This is a genomic window from Bacteroides faecichinchillae JCM 17102 (genome assembly GCF_000614145.1).
GTDB classification, from domain to species: domain Bacteria; phylum Bacteroidota; class Bacteroidia; order Bacteroidales; family Bacteroidaceae; genus Bacteroides; species Bacteroides faecichinchillae.
The window spans coordinates 132,693-149,884 of sequence record NZ_BAKK01000003.1 but is presented as its reverse complement, the minus strand read 5'-3'; the positions used below and the strand labels follow the sequence as shown (position 1 = coordinate 149,884).

Below are 17,192 nucleotides of genomic sequence, written 5' to 3'. Positions count from 1 at the left end.
ATAGTAACCATGAACCCCATAAACGCAAAAAGCGTGCAACTCATTGAGCTGCACGCTTTTGCTTATTGTTTATTATCTGTATCCTTATCGGAATCATTTGACTTCCTCGAAGTCAGCATCTTGGACATTATCACCATGTTTATTATCCTGCTGTCCAGCACCTGCACCAGCATTAGGATCAGCTTGTGCTCCTTGAGCACCACCTTGCTGTGCATACATTTCAGCACTTGCTGCTTGGAACGCTGTATTGATTTCAGACATAGCAGAATCAATAGCAGCTAAATCCTGAGATTTATGAGCATCTTTCAGTTTCTGCAAAGCCGCTTCAATCGGAGCTTTTTTATCAGCTGGCAATTTATCCCCCAAATCTTTCAACTGATTTTCAGTAGAGAAGATAAGACTATCAGCCTGATTCAACTTATCAATCTTTTCACGTTCTTTCTTATCTGCTTCCGCATTAGCAGCAGCTTCAGCTTTCATCTTTTCAATTTCATCTTTACTCAAACCGCTAGAAGCTTCGATACGGATAGCCTGTTCCTTACCAGTTGCTTTATCCTTAGCAGAAACTTTTAAGATACCGTTAGCATCAATATCGAAAGTAACCTCGATCTGAGGAACACCACGACGAGCCGGAGCAATACCTGTCAAGTTAAATTGACCAATTGATTTATTCTGTGCAGCCATCGGACGTTCACCCTGCAATACATGAATAGTAACTTCTGTCTGGTTGTCAGCAGCAGTTGAGAACGTTTCACTCTTCTTGCAAGGAATAGTTGTATTAGCTTCGATCAATTTAGTCATTACTCCCCCCATTGTTTCGATACCCATAGACAACGGAGTAACATCCAACAATACAACACCTTTTATTTCATCTGTCAATACTGCACCTTGTACTGCAGCACCTACAGCTACTACTTCATCAGGATTCACCCCTTTAGAAGGAACTTTACCGAAGAGATCTTGTACCAACTTTTGAACAGCTGGAATACGTGAAGAACCACCCACAAGGATTACTTCATCAATATCAGAATTACTCAAACCTGCATCGCTCATAGCCTTTTTACATGGTTCCAAACAAGCCTGAATCAAATCGTGAGCCAATGATTCGAATTTTGCACGAGTCAAAGTCTTAACCAAGTGTTTAGGCACACCATTTACTGGCATGATATACGGCAAATTAATTTCGGTACTTGTTGAAGAAGAAAGTTCAATCTTAGCTTTTTCGGCAGCCTCTTTCAAACGTTGTAACGCCATTGGGTCCTGAGTCAAATCAGCACCTTCATCGTTCTTGAATTCCTGTACCAACCAATTGATAATTACCTGATCGAAGTCATCGCCTCCCAAGTGAGTATCACCGTTAGTAGAAAGAACTTCAAACACACCACCACCGAATTCAAGGATAGAAATATCGAATGTACCACCACCTAAGTCGAATACGGCAATCTTCATATCTTTATGAGCCTTATCTAAACCGTAAGCCAGAGCTGCAGCAGTCGGCTCGTTTACAATACGTTTTACTTCAAGACCTGCAATTTGTCCAGCTTCTTTAGTAGCCTGACGTTGAGAATCAGAGAAATATGCAGGAACGGTAATGACAGCTTCTGTTACCTCCTGTCCCAAATAATCTTCAGCTGTTTTCTTCATTTTCTGAAGAATCATTGCAGAAATTTCTTGCGGAGTATACAAGCGTCCGTCAATATCAACTCGTGGAGTATTATTCTCACCTTTTACTACTTTATAAGGAACACGTGAAACTTCTTTCTGTACCTGATCCCAATTTTCACCCATGAAACGTTTGATAGAGGAAACTGTACGTTGCGGATTAGTAATAGCCTGACGTTTAGCAGGGTCACCAACTTTACGTTCACCCCCATCTATGAAAGCAACTATAGAAGGAGTAGTACGTTTACCTTCACTGTTCGCAATTACTACAGGTTCGTTACCTTCAAATACGGCAACACAAGAGTTTGTAGTTCCTAAATCAATACCAATAATTTTTCCCATGATTATTATTTTATTTATTATTATTCAATTTCTTTTTGTCCGGTTGGTTTCTTCCTTTCATCAAAAGCCACGTCTCAAACGGACATTGATGAAAAGACAAACCTTATGCCAAAAAGGAATTAGACGAATACATGACATAATATCTGCCAAAAAGACAGTTACGCAATACTCTACCATTACCTCCTGCATAAATAAGCATGCAGGCAACTGATTCTTTAAACAAATGTAAGCGTCTCTGGTTCAATGAAGAAAAAAAATTCTTATTTTTGCTGCATCATATTTTAAAAATGAAATAAAATGAAAACACTACTATGCCTATTTGCCACATTTGTATGTATTACATTATCCGCCCAGTCTCAACAACTAAAAATCGGTGTTGCCGGTAATGGTTATGTTACCACTCAAACAGATGGTGCCGAAATCACACAATCCGGACTCTCGAATTGGACAAATCCTGCAAGTATTGTGAGCATATACTTTTATCTGCAACAACCAACAACAGCCGATTTGTCACTTTATGCAAAAGGACACTCAGTAATTAAAGTCAGTTATGGAAAAAGAACTTTCAAAATAAACCTCCAATCAAATGAATATACAAAAATTCCTGTAGGAAGCATTAACATCCCCCACTCTGGTTATGTACAAATCAATCTACAAGGTATATCAAAAGAAGGAGAAGATTTTGGCGAAATACAACAATTGATAGTAGACAATGTCTCGGGTAAAAGCAACTATGTAAAAGACTTCTCTGAGTATTGGGGACGTCGTGGGCCTTCAGTACATTTGGGATATACATTACCAGAAGGAGATACAGAATGGTTTTACAACGAAGTTACTGTCCCGAAAAAAGGTGAAATTATGTACAGCTATTATATGGCAACCGGATTTAGCGAAGGATATTTCGGTATGCAATATAACTCTCCAACTGAACGCCGGATTCTTTTTTCTGTATGGAGTCCTTTTGATACACAAGATCCTAAAAAAATTCCAGAAAACCAAAGAATTAAAATGTTACGGCGAGGTAAAGATGTGCATATTGGAGAATTTGGCAATGAAGGGTCTGGAGGACAAAGTTACCTAAATTATCCATGGAAAGCCGGTAATACCTATAAATTCTTAATGCATGTAAAACCGGATGGGAATGGTAACACAATCTATACTGCCTATTTTTATGGTGCAGAAGAAAAATGCTGGAGACTAATAGCCAGTTTCCAACGCCCAATGACTGACACGTGGTACAAATATCCCCATAGTTTTCTGGAAAATTTCAGTCCAGAACAAGGATATTTATCACGTGAAGTATTTTTTGGCAATCAGTGGGCACGAAGTAAAGAAGGAAAATGGACCCAATTGACCGAAGCTACCTTCACTCATGATGCAACAGCTAGTGCCAAAGTCAGATTAGACTATCAGGGAGGTAATACAAAAGATAATCGATTTTATCTAAAGATGGGAGGTTTCTTCAATGAATCTGTTCCAATGGGAACAAAATTCTACTGTAAACCAACCGGAAAAGCACCTGAAATAGATTGGGAATCATTAGATAAGTTATAATGCTTCCAGATTAATACCTAATATAATAAGGGAATGTAAATAGGCTCATACTACTTATAGTAGCATGAGCCTATTTTTATTTCTATATATAAGGCTTACTTTTCTAAAACGAGAACCAATGCACCATTAGCATCATATAGTCCAATTCCGCCTCCAGATAATACATCAAAGGATTTCACTTCATTCAGTGCTTTCAGAATTTTACCTTCTAGTTCCATATCAGGGCATGCCATCATTGTAGTAGCTACTCCTGGAAAAGAAATAGATTTAGCATTATCAGCATTTGTCTCATAGCCGCCATTTATCAAGTTACATCCGGCGTTTCCATGGATTGTTTTTTTCTTCACATCAAAAGCTAAAGAAGGTTGTTTTTCCATGCCTGAAGGAAGAGCTTCTCCGTTAACTTCTTTAATTTTCCATTCTCCACTTAAGACAGAAAGTTTCACATCCGACACTTTTTTCTCAAGTATCACTACTGGACGATTGGATGCATTACACAAATACATTTTGTTTTTACCAGCTTTTTTATATGCTGTCACTTGCCTCAAAGCGTTCAATACATTATTTTCAGTTGTCATATCCGGACACATCATTCGAGTACTCGCCATTCCTTTAAGGTCAATACTACCAGGTTTAGCATTTACATCAAAACTACCCATCATACGGTTACAACCACTATTACCAGATAATCGTCCTGTAGCAGTATCAAACACTATAAACGGAAGATTTTTACTTTCATCCGGAGCAACTTTTGAACCGTTAACCTCTATAATATTCCATTCACCATTGATAGATGATAAAGGAAGTGCCTTTTCTACAGAACGGCATGAAAACATTGCAAGTGCTGCACCTACAACGCAAATCGAAACAAATACTTTCTTCATTTTTGTTATAACGTTTAAGTTAAAATCGGAGGCAAAGATATCAAAAAGATTGGGAAATTTAATCCAATATAATATAAAATGTATACATTTGCCTTCAGGTATAAAACAAACGGGGATTTTACATAGTTCATTTTGAATATATTACTATGAGAATAATCATTCTGACTCTGCTTATATTTTTTTGTTGCATATTGAATATTACAGCTCAAAATGGTTACCTCGTCTCCACTTCTGACAACCTAGAGATTCCAGTCTGTGAGGAAGAACAATTCATAAAACAAAATTTTTCCTTGCAACTCCTATGTAATGGACGCTTGGAATAAAATTCATGTTCAATCCTTCCAGACGTGATCAATTTCTCCCTATCCTTTCTTTTTGCGAAAGTGAAAAAGAAATAGAAAATAAAACGCTTAAGCATAAAATACTCACATTTGTAGGTACTGAAGAAAGATCTAAAGAATTATCAATCGGAACAAACTATTCTACTCGTTTTCTTTTTGAATGTGAAGGAAAAAAGTATTATTACGAATTTAAGAATATAAGATTAGATGAAACTTGCGAGAAAAATCCACGTGCTTGTATCAATGGATTGGTATTTTTACAAGATGTGGATACGGCAAAAGATTTGCTGATAGGAAGAAAAGTATACATACAGCCTGAGAGTACTCGTATAGATGATACAAACAATTACTCAGGTTATCAAGATGTCGCTATTCCCACCAATCTGGAAGTAAGAATTACTGCTATTGGAATCGGCAACCAAATATGTCCTGTCAAAATTATTTTTAAAGATAATCAGGATCATTCTTTCTATCTGGAACTAGCTTTCTCACGTACAAACTCTGGCATGGATTAAAACAACTTCCAAGCCGAAAAGAAAATGAAATACTTTTCTAATGCTATCAGTTTTACTAATAAAAGATTAGACAATATTGAAGCATTGAAAAATAAATAAATATATAGGATTAACCATTTATCCTAAAAAGATGTTGGAAGCCCAGCGAATCACCTTTCATGAAGACAGTCCTACAAAGTCCCGAATACATCTACCCCGATACACAATTTTGAATATAAAAGATATTATTATCTCTTCTGTTCCAAATACACAAGCTGTCTTATCTGTGACTGATGAAAATGAAGCAGTATATGAAGTAGAAGTAGATCTCAAATATGACATAATCATTAAAAACAATAATTATATTGAAGACCTCTTCGGATTTGGAAATATCCATCAAAAATATCCGGATATAACCGAAGAACACTGGGAAACCATCTCAAAAAGAGAACTAAAAGATGGAATGAGTGCAGAAGAATGTCGTTTATCCATAGGCAATCCAATAGAAATACGATTGAAAAAAGATACTCGTTTCGAGACCTGGTTTTATAATGATAGGACCTTGAAGTTTGAAAACGGCACCTTACAACGTTTCTAATAAAAAGGAGTGCCTACGAATGATTATCTGAAAATAATCCCGTATATTTGCTCCATCAACAAATCTTAATTCTTAAATTTTAATTCTTAATTAAAGAAATGGGTAGAGTTCTTATTATTGGTGCAGGTGGTGTTGGCACTGTCGTAGCACACAAAGTGGCACAAAATGCCGATGTATTTACAGACATCATGATTGCCAGTCGCACAAAGGAAAAATGTGAAAAAATCGTCAAAGCAATAGGCAATCCCAATATAAAAACAGCGAAAGTCGATGCAGATAATGTAGACGAACTAGTCGCTCTTTTCAACGATTTCAAACCGGAAATAGTTATCAATGTTGCTCTTCCTTATCAAGATCTGACTATCATGGAAGCTTGTTTGAAGACAAGAGTTAACTATCTCGATACAGCTAATTATGAGCCAAAAGATGAAGCTCATTTTGAATATAGTTGGCAATGGGCTTACCATGACCGTTTCAAAGAAGCCGGACTGACTGCTATCCTCGGTTGCGGATTTGATCCGGGAGTAAGTGGTATTTATACTGCCTATGCTGCCAAACATTATTTTGATGAAATTCAATATCTGGATATTGTGGATTGCAATGCAGGAAATCATCATAAAGCTTTTGCTACTAATTTCAACCCGGAAATTAACATCCGCGAAATTACTCAGAACGGACGTTATTATGAAAATGGAAAATGGGTAACGACCGGTCCGTTGGAAATTCATAAAGACTTGACATATCCTAACATCGGCCCACGTGACTCTTATCTTCTTTACCACGAAGAATTAGAATCACTGGTTAAGAATTTCCCGACTATTAAGCGTGCCCGTTTCTGGATGACTTTTGGACAGGAATACCTGACCCACTTACGTGTTATCCAAAATATTGGTATGGCGCGTATCGACGAAGTAGAATATAATGGTACTAAAATTGTGCCTCTTCAATTCTTAAAAGCTGTATTGCCAAATCCACAAGATTTAGGAGAGAATTACGAAGGTGAAACTTCCATTGGTTGTCGTATCCGCGGTATTAAAAATGGAAAAGAACACACTTACTATGTTTATAACAATTGTAGCCACCAAGAAGCATACAAAGAAACAGGTATGCAGGGAGTAAGTTATACCACAGGTGTTCCGGCAATGATCGGAGCAATGATGTTCTTAAAAGGAGAATGGAAACGCCCTGGAGTAAACAATGTAGAAGAATTCAATCCGGATCCTTTCATGGAGCAGCTTAATAAACAGGGACTGCCATGGCATGAGGTGTTCGACAAAGATCTGGAACTATAATAATAAAGAACTAAAAATTAAAAATGAGGAATAATTGTGTTACACGATTTTATTTTTCATCTTTAATTTCTAATTATTTAAATATGAATATAGGAGACAAAGCACCAGAAATCTTAGGTATCAATGAAAAAGGTGAGGAGATTCGTTTAAGTGTTTATAAAGGGAAAAAAATTGTATTGTATTTCTATCCAAAAGACAATACATCAGGTTGTACGGCCCAAGCATGCAGTCTGCGCGACAATTATGCAGAATTGCGTAAAGCAGGTTATGAAGTAATCGGTGTGAGCACAGACAATGAAAAGTCGCACCAGAAATTTATTGAGAAAAATAATCTTCCTTTCACACTGATTGCCGACGTTGATAAAAAGTTGGTAGAAGAGTTCGGCGTCTGGGGAGAGAAGAAACTATATGGACGTGCCTATATGGGAACTTTCCGTACCACTTTTCTCATTAATGAAGAAGGAATCATAGAACGGATTATCACTCCTAAAGAAGTGAAAACTAAAGAACATGCCGCACAGATATTAAATCAATAAAATCCATCTAACTATAATAATAAGGTATGGCTAAAAAAGACGAACTTAATTTTGAAACAGATAATAAAATGGCATCAAGCGAAAAACTAAAAGCTTTACAAGCCGCCATGGAAAAGATAGAGAAAAATTTTGGTAAAGGCTCTATCATGAAAATGGGTGATGAAAGCGTTGAACAAGTAGAAGTAATCCCTACCGGTTCCATTGCCCTGAACGTGGCACTTGGCGTAGGAGGATACCCTAGAGGTAGAATCATCGAAATCTATGGACCGGAGTCTTCCGGTAAAACGACATTGGCTATTCACGCCATTGCCGAAGCACAAAAAGCTGGTGGTATAGCTGCTTTTATTGATGCAGAACATGCTTTCGATCGTTTCTATGCTGCTAAACTAGGCGTAGATATCGATAACTTATGGATCTCACAACCAGACAACGGAGAACAGGCGTTAGAAATTGCCGAACAGTTAATCCGTTCTTCTGCTATTGACATCATCGTAATCGACTCTGTAGCTGCCTTGACACCGAAATCGGAAATTGAAGGAGATATGGGGGATAATAAAGTAGGTTTGCAGGCACGTTTAATGTCACAGGCATTACGTAAATTGACCGCTGCTGTTAGTAAGACGCGTACCACTTGTATTTTCATCAACCAGCTTCGTGAGAAAATCGGTGTAATGTTCGGTAATCCGGAAACTACAACAGGAGGTAATGCATTGAAGTTTTATGCTTCCGTACGTCTTGATATTCGTGGTAGTCAGCCGATCAAAGATGGCGAAGAAATCCTTGGAAAACTAACAAAAGTAAAAGTTGTGAAAAACAAGGTGGCTCCTCCATTCCGTAAAGCAGAATTCGATATCATGTTCGGTGAAGGTATCTCCCATTCAGGAGAGATAGTAGACCTGGGAGCTGAACTGGGAATCATCAAGAAAAGCGGTTCATGGTATAGCTATAACGATACCAAGTTAGGCCAAGGACGTGATGCAGCCAAACAATGTATTGCAGATAATCCGGAACTAGCAGAAGAACTGGAAAAGTTGATTTTCGAAGCACTGAAACATAAATAATCGGCTACCGATTTTGAGTAAGAAAACTTCATTTATAGGCTGTCTCTCTCTTTTATTTTAAGAGACAGCCTTTCTTTTTTGCTCTTTGAGTATCTTTTTTCCTCCCCCAAAAACATTTCTCTTTTAGCCTTTTCATGTTTCTACTCATTATTCAAGCTTATATTCCAGGCTAAAAACATCTTCATTTTCCAATAACAACATTTCAAGGAAATAAACATAAAAGAAAAACAGAACAAATATGACCGAACACATAAAGCAATTAGCATAGTCATAATTTACAACTATAATATAATTTCTTCAAAAAGGCTGTATCAAATAACTACTAAATAATTTATTGATAGATATTACCCATACTTTTTGAAAGATTATACTATCGAGATCTATTAAAAGCTCTATACTTGCAGCGGAAAGACTATTAACAATGGTATTTTTAATTCATAGAAAGAATATCACTAAAATTAGTCTATCCCTAAAAAAGCTGTTTAACCTTCATTTAAATTATTACATGAGACCTATGAACATGTTTCTATTATTTATCGTTGGATTTTTATATCCACATCAAACAATTTCTTCTTATAAACAATCCCCCTATCAATTAGAAGATAACAGTTATTTCAATTATTCAACAACACACGTACAACAATCAAAATTCATATCGCCCCCATTGTTATGGCAAGCTTCTTGGGCCTACTCTTTGGAAGGAATAACCATTGGTCTATTGATATCTCTGATGGCCCGCCACAGAATGCTTCATAACAAAAGGTTATTTTCTAATGAGAAATTAGAAATCGTATTGTATCTTATTCAAAGAACTCAAACTCCATTATCATTAATACAAAGGTTATTAGAAGATATAGATTCCAATGAACTGCCTGAATCTACGTCGAAGAAAATGAAGAAGATACTCAGATACACTAATCATGTAATAAACTGTCATCAGAATATTATTACATTAGATAAAATAAAAGAAAAAATATACCCTGACACGTCAAATAATGAATCTGATCTATCTACCTTTATAAACACTGTCACTAATCAATGTCGTATTTATGCCAATGCACGTCAAATAGAATTTAGGATAATCAAAGACTTTAATTGTATAAAATGCCAGATTAATGAAACAGTCATGAATGCAGCTTTGCAATGCCTTTTAAACAAAATAATTGATGTAACTCCTTGTAATGGTTGCATTGAAATAACAGTATCACAGCTAGAAGATTACTGGAATATGAAAATAACGAATTGTGCGCATAATGAGATTGGTAATAGAAATACAAATTCATTAAATTCTGTACTAATGCCAGTATATTGTTGTGGTAGCCTACGAAGTATTAAAAAGATAGTTCATCTACATGGTGGAAAATTAAGTGGCAATAAACATGGAAAAGCAATCTGTTTTCAGATTCAAATCCCAATACACTGTTCTTGCAAAATGAAGAAACACATGGTATCAGAAAAGTCAAAAACGGGAAACAATGAAGTAATTTATCCGGTTAATACAAGCTCGGAAAAACAAATAAAATTAATCCAGAAAGCTAGTAAATTACCACATATTTTATTGGTGGTGTCGGATAAAGAGTTTAGTGATTATTTATGCGAAGCACTTACATCCTTTTATCAAGTAACTCTTTTGGAGGAGCCCGATAAAGTATATTCTTTTGCTTGCCAGAGAGGTCCCGATACTATTATTATAGATGAGATAGTCAATGGTACTTACGGAAATGATCTCTGCACCCAAATAAAATCCAATACTGAAATGTTCGATACTCCTATTATTTTATTACTCAACAAGAACATTAGTGAGAACTATCTCACATATATCAATAGTGGAGCAGATCGATTAGAACCACGTACTGTAAGTATTTATGCACTTCAAGCTGACATTCAAATTCTAATAAAGAAGCGGATTGCTCAACAAAAACAAAATCAAAAAGCTACTATCAAACACCACTTTAGTCAATCATCCTGAAGATGATATTAAAGACGATGAAAATGCTCAATTCCTAAAAAAAGTAGAAATGCTCCTTGAAAAGAATCTTTCGACTGAAAAATATAACGTAGATATATTAGGGTTAGATATGGGTATGAGTCGTACCGGATTTTACAACAAAATGAAAGAAATTACTGGGAAACCACCTGCAAACTATATGCTAACTTATAAGATGGCAAAAGCAAGAGCTTACTTATTGGAACAAACCTATAGTATTGGAGAAATTTCGACTATGTTAGGTTATTGTGACGCAAAATATTTCAGTAAAAAGTTTAAAGATTTCTACCATGTTTCTCCTACAAGACTTCTCAAAAATACATTAGGATAAAAATAACAAATAAGAGGTCATTCCAGTAATCTCAGAATGACCTCTTATCTTATAGATTTCAAAGTTTTATACGAAATAAATATATGCAAGTGTACTTATACTGATTACAATCCACAACAATATTCCTTGTATAAGTGGCTTGATACCAACAGCTTTCAGTACATCCAAAGAAAGAGAAGCACCAATAAAAAACATGGTAATCGTTAATGTCTTACGGGCAATTCCATTGATAGCAGCTCCCAATTCTGGAACACCATTCAATAAATAAGTATTCACTACCATAGCCAAAATAAAAAAGAAGATAAACCATGGAATACTAATTTTCTGTCCCTTGCTTTTAAAGATAAAAGAAGTAGCAAATGCCATTGGAATAATCCAAAGAGCGCGAGTCAATTTAATTGTAGTAGCTACCTTCAATGCTTCTTCACCATAAGCAGCTCCTGCACCCACAACAGAGCTAGTATCATGTATAGCTATTGCTGCCCAAGTACCAAACTGATGTTCAGTCATATTTAATGCATGCCCAATCGCCGGAAAAATAAAAAGTGCAATTGCATTCAGAATAAAAATAGTACCTAATGCAACTGACATTTCACTATCTTTTGCTCTCAATACAGGACCAACTGCTGCAATGGCACTACCACCACAAATAGCAGTTCCCGAACTAATCAGATATGATGTGTTTCGATCTATTTTGAAAAACTTACGTCCTATAAACCATCCAATTACTAATGTGCCAACCACAGATATAACAGTAAATTCCATCCCCTCTTTACCAGAAGCTAAAGCAGAATGGAGATTCATTCCGAATCCTAATCCCACTACAGAATATTGCAATAGATATTTAGAAGTCTTCTTATTAAATTTCGGATGAGCCTGCCCGCAAGTCAATGCAAATATAAGTCCAAGGAACAAAGCAACCGGAGGAGTCACCCATGCCGACCATGCCTGTAAACCCGGAATATAATCTAAAAACAGGAAAAAAGTTAAACTAGAAAGCAGAACAACATAAATCATCTTATTTTTTGCCTGCAATGTTTTTGTAGCCGTTGAAATCATATTTTTATCTTTAATTTGTTTTCCGGGTGCAAAGGTATGGCAAATGATTCAAATCGGCTAATCGTTTCTACTTATACATTATAACTTTTAGTTATCGAGTCGATTTCTTTAGTTACGATTCAACGATATCTTTACCAAAAGGTGTCAATGCTAACGCCGCCAACTTAAAGTGTTGCAAACCAAAAGGAATACCAATAATAGTAATACACAATATTGCCCCAAAAACCAAGTGTGAAAGACAAATCCAGATACCTCCCAAAAATATCCATAAAATATTCATCAGTATATAAAGACAACCACCCGAACGTGCCCCACTCCTTACCTCTTTACCAAAAGGCCATAATGCAAGTCCTGCCAACTTCAGTGTTTGTATGCCGAAAGGAATACCAATAATGGTAAGCATCATCAGTAAACTTGCAATAAGATATTCTATTGCAGTAAATATGCCACCAAGCAGTAGCCACAAGATATTCATTAAACAACCCATATATTTCCTTATTTTTTAAAAGTTATATTCACAAAGGTTCTATAAACTAACTACAAATTTTTATTATGATGCGATGCAAATCTCATAAAGACTTGAGATAATCCTCCTTCCTGCCCTTGCAACTGAACAAAATTAAATTCACGATTCATAGACATTTCTTTTATCTCAATAACACGCAAACTACCTGTAACCAGTTCTTTATGAACAGAACGAATAGAAACAATTCCCATACAATCTGTGTGTTCCAGAAAAAGTTTAATACTTTCTGTACTTCCAAGATACATCAGAACATTTAATGAAGAAAGTTTAAGATTATGCTGCAACAAAGCACGTTCAAATACATCCAATGTACCGGAACCTCTTTCGCGTAAAACTAACGGTATATTCAGTAAATCCTGAGGAGTTATTTCATCCGATTTTATTAATCTACTATTACTATGCACAACAGCCACTAATTCATCTTTTAAAAAAAAGTGTATATTTCAAATTAGGCAAGCGAAAAATACCTTCCACTAATCCTAAATCAATTCGATGTTCTTGCAAAGCTGTTTCTACCCCTCGAGAATTTCCATTTAAAAGAGATAAATTGATCTGAGGAAACTGAGAAATAAAATTGGCCAATAAAGGTGGAAGAACATATTGAGCAATGGTAGTACTAGCCCCTAATCTTAATTCACCGATATATTCATTATGTAATAAATGCATTTCATATTCCAACTGCTTATAGTCATCCATGATTTTCTCACTGTGTTTTAACAACAGTCTCCCCGCCTCAGTCAATAGAATCTTACTTCCCTGACGCTCAAACAAACGTACCTGATAGAAATTTTCCAACTCCTGAATATGTTTAGTAATAGCAGGCTGACTTATAAACAGTTCTTGCGAAGCTTTTGTAAAACTCAAATTTTTCGCAACACTCAGAAATACTTTTAAACGAAAATCAGACATTAAGCTAACTATTTTAATTGTTCAAAATTTAGCTGAAACCAACTATTGTAACTCGTCAGCTCTAATACCTAATGCTTGCATAACAGGAAAAGCCAACATATCCCACTTATACTCTACAGGTATTTGCGGTTCATTCATTCGGAATTGAATAATCTCTTTCTCCTTTACTTCACTTAAAACCGTTGTAACCTTATCCCCATACTCTTCATTGAAAGAAATAATAATCATTTTCTTCACATCCGCCGAATCAGAAATAATAGATAACAGATCCAGAAATAAAGCTTCTCTAGAAACCATTCCTTCTGAAGGAACACTAGCAAACAAATATTCGCCGTATGGACTTTGAAATGCAACTCCATTCAATTCATTCTTCAGGTCAGAAGGTTGGCAATTTTGCAGTTTATTAGAATCCTTATCGTAAACAAAAAGAAATTGTACCTCATTCTTTCCTTCAACAATTCCTGCATCTAAAGTCAGATAGGTGGTTAGCATAGAAAGGTCTATTTCCTGCAAAGTACGTTGCAGAGTCTCTTCAAAGTACCTTTTCATATCCATAATCACAAAATTCAAAAAAGCAGCATCTATTAATACCACAGTTTCCGAAAGCTTTATTTGAGGTTTATTAGTCATATACATTATTATATTGATACAGCGGATAAAGATACTACATTCCTTTTATTTATAAGCCTTACAAGGTTCATTTTCTTTCATTAAATAACTTGTTTCCCTAGACGTACATGTGGGTACTACCGAGATGTACGTCTGGCGATTACCCACATGTACGTCTCGGGAAGTCCCACATATACGTCCGGTTACAAACAGTTATTAGAAAACATATTAAAATACTAATAACATCTTGTAGTAAATTCGTCAGTATCATCCAGTTAAAAGAAGTCATTTTGTCTTTAAACTTCTAATAACAAATGAAATTCTGTCGCATTTTCCTACTTGGCAAATCTTTTGCGCCCTTTAAGGTGTTATTAGAAACATGAAATAAAAAGGAGAACAACGATATGAATTTTAACAATTTTACCATCAAATCTCAAGAAGCAGTTCAAGAAGCTGTAAACTTGGTGCAAAGCCGGGGACAACAGGCTATTGAACCTGTTCACCTCATGTACGGAGTGATCAAAGTAGGCGAGAACGTCACAAACTTTATCTTCCAAAAACTAGGGATGAATGGCCAACAGGTAACTTTAGTAGTAGACAAACAAATTGATTCACTACCTAAAATATCCGGTGGTGAACCATACCTTAGTCGTGAGTCTAACGAAGTGTTACAAAGAGCAACACAGTATTCCAAAGAAATGGGTGATGAATTCGTTTCATTAGAACACATTTTAATGGCCTTGCTAAAAGTAAGAAGTACTGTCTCCACCATCCTAAAAGATGCAGGAATGACGGAAAACGAACTTCGTAATGCTATCAATGAACTGAGAAAAGGGGAAAAAGTGACTTCTCAATCAAGCGAGGATACTTATCAATCACTGGAAAAATATGCTATAAATCTAAATGAAGCCGCTCGTAGCGGTAAATTAGATCCGGTAATTGGTCGTGACGAAGAGATACGTCGCGTGCTTCAAATATTGAGCCGACGCACCAAAAACAATCCGATTCTGATTGGTGAACCAGGTACGGGTAAAACTGCAATTGTAGAAGGATTAGCACACCGAATTCTTCGGGGTGATGTTCCTGAAAACCTGAAAAACAAACAGGTTTATTCATTGGATATGGGAGCGTTAGTAGCAGGTGCCAAATATAAAGGTGAATTTGAAGAACGACTGAAATCAGTAGTCAATGAAGTCAAAAAGTCAGAAGGAGACATCATTCTGTTTATTGATGAGATTCACACGCTGGTAGGTGCAGGCAAAGGTGAAGGAGCAATGGATGCTGCCAATATATTAAAACCAGCTTTGGCACGTGGGGAGCTGCGTTCTATCGGTGCAACCACTTTGGATGAATACCAGAAATATTTCGAAAAAGATAAAGCTTTGGAACGTCGTTTCCAGATTGTACAAGTAGACGAACCGGATAATTTAAGTACAATTTCTATCCTACGTGGTTTAAAGGAACGTTACGAAAACCACCATCAAGTTCGTATCAAAGACGATGCTATCATCGCAGCTGTAGAACTGAGTAGCCGTTATATTACAGATCGTTTCTTGCCGGATAAAGCTATTGATTTGATGGATGAAGCAGCAGCCAAATTACGTATGGAAGTAAATTCCGTTCCGGAAGAATTGGATGAGATTTCACGTAAAATCAAGCAATTGGAAATCGAGCGCGAAGCCATCAAACGAGAAAATGACAAGCCTAAACTTGAAATTATCGGCAAAGAATTGGCAGAACTGAAAGAACAGGAAAAGTCTCAAAAAGCAAAATGGCAGAGTGAAAAGACTTTAATGGATAAGATTCAGCAGAATAAGATTCAAATTGAGAATATGAAATTCGAAGCGGATAAGGCTGAACGCGAAGGTGATTATGGAAAAGTAGCTGAGATTCGTTATGGTAAACTTCAGGAGCTAAACAAAGAAATAGAGGATACTCAGAAAAAGTTACACGATATGCAAGGTGACAAGGCAATGATTAAGGAAGAAGTAGATGCCGAAGACATTGCTGACGTTGTTTCACGTTGGACGGGTATTCCTGTTAGCAAGATGATGCAAAGCGAAAAAGACAAATTGTTACATCTGGAAGAAGAACTCCACAAACGAGTAATCGGTCAGGATGAAGCCATTGAGGCTGTTGCAGATGCAGTGCGTCGAAGTCGTGCAGGGTTGCAGGATCCGAAACGCCCGATCGGTTCGTTTATCTTCCTCGGTACGACAGGTGTTGGTAAAACAGAACTTGCTAAAGCATTGGCAGAGTTCTTGTTTGACGACGAGTCTATGATGACTCGAATTGATATGAGCGAGTATCAGGAGAAACATAGTGTTTCACGTTTGGTTGGAGCGCCTCCGGGATACGTTGGGTATGATGAAGGTGGCCAACTGACTGAAGCAATTCGTAGAAAACCTTACTCAGTTGTTCTATTTGATGAAATCGAAAAAGCGCATCCGGATGTATTCAACATTCTCTTGCAAGTGTTAGATGACGGACGACTGACTGACAATAAAGGTAGAGTTGTTAATTTCAAGAATACCATCATTATCATGACTTCAAATATGGGAAGTTCCTATATACAAAGTCAGATGGAAAAATTGAATGGAGAAAATAAAGAAGAAGTAATCGAAGAAACAAAGAAGGAAGTGATGAATATGTTAAAAAAGACCATTCGTCCGGAATTCTTAAACCGTATCGACGAAACCATCATGTTTTTACCGTTGACAGAGCCAGAAATCAAGCAAATTGTACTTCTCCAAATCAAGAGTGTACAGAAGATGCTTGCCGAAAACGGAGTAGAACTTCAAATGACAGACGCCGCTCTAAACTTCTTGTCTAAAGTTGGTTATGACCCAGAATTTGGTGCCCGTCCGGTGAAAAGAGCTATTCAACGCTACTTACTGAACGACTTGTCAAAGAAATTATTGTCTCAGGAAGTTGATCGCAGTAAGGCAATCATTGTTGATACTAGTGGCGACGGACTAGTGTTCCGAAACTAAAATTTATCTAACTT

Annotated in this window: 12 protein-coding genes and 2 pseudogenes; 8 read left to right on the top strand and 6 right to left on the bottom strand. The window is 36.5% G+C overall.

Going from position 1 to position 17,192, the window contains the following annotated elements:
- Positions 1-93 precede the first annotated feature (93 nt).
- Positions 94-2,004 carry a molecular chaperone DnaK gene (dnaK, locus tag JCM17102_RS02635; RefSeq protein WP_025073867.1) on the bottom strand — a complete coding sequence of 637 codons (1,911 nt, stop codon included), beginning with the start codon at positions 2,002-2,004 and terminating at the stop codon, positions 94-96.
- Positions 2,005-2,301: 297 nt separating this feature from the next.
- Between dnaK and JCM17102_RS02630 the strand changes: the two genes are divergently transcribed.
- Positions 2,302-3,558 (top strand): DUF3472 domain-containing protein, encoded by a 1,257-nt coding sequence (locus JCM17102_RS02630; protein ID WP_025073866.1) that lies wholly within the window; start codon positions 2,302-2,304, stop codon positions 3,556-3,558.
- A gap of 95 nt (positions 3,559-3,653) precedes the next feature.
- On the opposite strand, the gene JCM17102_RS02625 is transcribed toward JCM17102_RS02630, so the two are convergent.
- Complete coding sequence (locus JCM17102_RS02625; RefSeq protein WP_025073865.1) at positions 3,654-4,442, bottom strand: META domain-containing protein; 789 nt, start codon at positions 4,440-4,442, stop codon at positions 3,654-3,656.
- 146 nt (positions 4,443-4,588) lie between these two features.
- On the opposite strand from JCM17102_RS02625, the pseudogene JCM17102_RS25905 reads away from it, so the two are divergent.
- The 6 genes and pseudogenes from JCM17102_RS25905 to JCM17102_RS28780 all read left to right on the top strand — a co-directional run bounded on the left by JCM17102_RS25905 (position 4,589) and on the right by JCM17102_RS28780 (position 11,082).
- Positions 4,589-5,875: pseudogene (locus JCM17102_RS25905) on the top strand (hypothetical protein).
- 98 nt (positions 5,876-5,973) lie between these two features.
- Complete coding sequence (locus JCM17102_RS02615) at positions 5,974-7,167, top strand: saccharopine dehydrogenase family protein (RefSeq protein WP_025073864.1); 1,194 nt, start codon at positions 5,974-5,976, stop codon at positions 7,165-7,167.
- An 83-nt stretch (positions 7,168-7,250) separates the two neighbouring features.
- Positions 7,251-7,703, top strand: a complete 453-nt coding sequence (gene bcp / locus JCM17102_RS02610) for a thioredoxin-dependent thiol peroxidase (RefSeq protein ID WP_025073863.1) — start codon at positions 7,251-7,253, stop codon at positions 7,701-7,703.
- 26 nt (positions 7,704-7,729) lie between these two features.
- The gene (gene recA, locus JCM17102_RS02605) at positions 7,730-8,764 is read left to right on the top strand and encodes a recombinase RecA (protein ID WP_025073862.1); all 1,035 of its coding nucleotides are present in this window, start codon (positions 7,730-7,732) and stop codon (positions 8,762-8,764) included.
- Positions 8,765-9,185: 421 nt separating this feature from the next.
- Positions 9,186-10,733, top strand: coding sequence for an ATP-binding response regulator (locus tag JCM17102_RS25900; protein WP_051572684.1), 1,548 nt, complete (start codon positions 9,186-9,188; stop codon positions 10,731-10,733).
- Complete coding sequence (locus JCM17102_RS28780; protein ID WP_148302034.1) at positions 10,672-11,082, top strand: helix-turn-helix domain-containing protein; 411 nt, start codon at positions 10,672-10,674, stop codon at positions 11,080-11,082. The genes JCM17102_RS25900 and JCM17102_RS28780 overlap by 62 nt, the downstream gene beginning before the upstream one ends.
- 66 nt (positions 11,083-11,148) lie before the next feature.
- Here JCM17102_RS28780 and JCM17102_RS02595 read toward each other — a convergent pair whose 3' ends face one another.
- The 4 genes and pseudogenes from JCM17102_RS02595 to JCM17102_RS02580 all read right to left on the bottom strand — a co-directional run bounded on the left by JCM17102_RS02595 (position 11,149) and on the right by JCM17102_RS02580 (position 14,206).
- Positions 11,149-12,141, bottom strand: coding sequence for a YeiH family protein (locus JCM17102_RS02595; RefSeq protein ID WP_025073861.1), 993 nt, complete (start codon positions 12,139-12,141; stop codon positions 11,149-11,151).
- A 112-nt stretch (positions 12,142-12,253) separates the two neighbouring features.
- Complete coding sequence (locus tag JCM17102_RS02590; protein WP_025073860.1) at positions 12,254-12,628, bottom strand: YccF domain-containing protein; 375 nt, start codon at positions 12,626-12,628, stop codon at positions 12,254-12,256.
- A 50-nt stretch (positions 12,629-12,678) separates the two neighbouring features.
- Positions 12,679-13,576: pseudogene (locus tag JCM17102_RS25895) on the bottom strand (LysR substrate-binding domain-containing protein).
- Between the two features lie 42 nt (positions 13,577-13,618).
- Positions 13,619-14,206, bottom strand: coding sequence for a DUF6621 family protein (locus JCM17102_RS02580; protein ID WP_025073859.1), 588 nt, complete (start codon positions 14,204-14,206; stop codon positions 13,619-13,621).
- Between the two features lie 383 nt (positions 14,207-14,589).
- Here JCM17102_RS02580 and clpB point away from each other — a divergent pair, with 383 nt between their 5' ends.
- Entirely contained in the window at positions 14,590-17,178 is a 2,589-nt protein-coding gene (gene clpB / locus JCM17102_RS02575; protein WP_025073858.1) for an ATP-dependent chaperone ClpB, read from the top strand.
- Positions 17,179-17,192: the final 14 nt, after the last annotated feature.